The 2,062-nt window shown below is 47.7% G+C and carries 2 protein-coding genes; one reads left to right on the top strand and one right to left on the bottom strand.

Annotated elements, in window-relative coordinates:
- Positions 1 to 56: 56 nt before the first annotated feature.
- Positions 57 to 1,328, bottom strand: a complete 1,272-nt coding sequence (gene ltrA / locus F7R24_RS14550; RefSeq protein ID WP_151671990.1) for a group II intron reverse transcriptase/maturase — start codon at positions 1,326 to 1,328, stop codon at positions 57 to 59.
- A gap of 533 nt (positions 1,329 to 1,861) precedes the next feature.
- Here ltrA and F7R24_RS14715 point away from each other — a divergent pair.
- The coding region (locus tag F7R24_RS14715; protein ID WP_206057575.1) for a hypothetical protein at positions 1,862 to 2,062 on the top strand (201 nt) is incomplete at its 3' end.

Here is a 2,062-nt window from a genome sequence, read left to right as displayed (position 1 = left end):
CTCATCCCTCTCACAGAACCGTGCGTACGGGCCTCGTACACGGCTCATGCTACCCACTATCCCAATTCAGGGACTAAGATACCCGTCCTTACCTTCGATATATCTATCAGTTTAAGCTCTTTATGCAAATACTGATTAGATATTGCAAAGTGCGCTAAGGGTGAAGCAGCATTTCGCCAGCTTTGCATCCTGATAAACTTAAACGGAGGACGATAGCCCAGCTGCTTTAGTCTGCGATGCAATTTCGCCGGTGTTTTCCACTGCCTCATCTGAGTGCAACGTAAGCGTCTCCTGACCCACCTGATAAGCGTGTTGAGTACTCGAGAGCAGTTAGCTACTCGGAAATAATTCACAAAGCCTCGTAAGACAGGATTCAGCTCTTTAACAATATCAAGCATCCCGACTCCACGATTGCGCTTGGTGATCTGTTTAAGCTTCTGCTTCAGTTTTATCACTTTCTTCTCTAGAATGCGCGTGTATCGACTGTGGATCACCACACCCAAGAACTTGATGCCCTCATTACTGTGAGCAATGTGAGTTTTACGTGTGTTGACTGTTAGCTGTAGCTCGTTTTCCAAGTAATGCTCTGCTACCTTCATGGCGTTTTCTGCCCCAGATCTTGAACAACACAGTATCAGTATATCGTCCGCAAAGCGGACGATACGATGACCACGGCTTTTCATAAACTGATCAAAGGCGTCGAGGTAAACATTCGCTATCAGTGGACTAATGACTCCACCCTGTGGACTTCCGACATTCGTTTCTTCAACGTGATGTCCTACCATGACTCCGCTTTCTAAGAACTGTCGGAGGAGTGATAACACACTGCCATCTCGGATCTTTTTGCGGAATTGACGGATAATGATGTCGTGATTGAGCGTATCAAAGCATTTTGACAAGTCCATATCTACGACCCATTGCCGCTGATACTGGCGAATAAAGAGCTCCGCCTTATGTATCGCATGATGTCCACTGCGAGCCGGTCGGTATCCATAACTCGATGGATGAAAGTCTGGCTCAAAGAGAGGTTCAATCAGTTGACGTAGTGCTTGTTGCACCACACGGTCTCGAACTGTTGGAATGCCGAGATGCCGCTCTCCACCATCCTCTTTTGCGATGGTGACTCGCCTAACTGGCTGCGCTTTATAGCGCTTTTCTTTCAGCTCATTTAGTAAGCACGACAGCTCCACCTTCAAGTTTTCCTCATACTCACTCAGACTCTGCCCATCAATTCCGGCAGCACCTTTGTTACGCTTGACGTGTTTGAAGGCTTCATATAAGCATTGTTCAGAGAGCAAACACCCATATAAACTGTAGAATTTCCTCATGCTTACCCATCTTAGTCAGGGTGACTGCAAGCATTTCATCACACTAGTGGTATGTTTCAAGTAACCTGTCCGGGTACTAGCACAAGGCAATCTGCCGCCACAGTATTACTCTACTCCCCCGTTCAGGATGAATGAGCATCATGATGTCCCCATCATGCCTCTATTCATGCCCCCTGTTCCGTCGAACAGCATGTGAACCTAGATTGATGTCCCACTTGGATTCACTCCATTTTATGAATAACTTCAGCCCTTCGCATCAGACATGTACTTTTGGTTTATGCCTGTCAATCAGATCTCCACTGACCATCATTCTGGTTTTACCCTCCACACTATTGCTAGGCTTCGCAGGCCAGAACTTTATAACTACTACGGCTTCATCTGCCACCTCGCACCAACAACACCCTTAGCTTTCACTTTGCGGTGTTGCACCCTCATTCAAGGGTTACAGTGTCAGGCTTCCCCAGTTACTGCACCGACTCCCTGCAAGGTATCCCACCCTCAATCACAGTATGGATCTGACTAAGTATCGGGCTTTGCGATATCGTGCACGCTTACCCATCCATGCTGCCGAATCAGGTTCACTTACGTTGTGTACACCTTACTTCCTATGGCTTCCTTCAGACCCTGCCGTTAGCCAGCAACGCCCTTGCCATTCGGATTGTCTTCCCCTTAGTCAGGGTGACTCAGGTTTCTTTCAACCTGACGGGTTTACCAGCTTCGCTGGGCAAACACGA

Origin of the sequence: Nitrincola schmidtii, assembly GCF_008973715.1 — a bacterium.
Lineage (GTDB): Bacteria > Pseudomonadota > Gammaproteobacteria > Pseudomonadales > Balneatricaceae > Nitrincola > Nitrincola schmidtii.
Note: the sequence above shows the minus strand (reverse complement) of the source record. Positions and strands in the feature narration are given on the sequence as shown.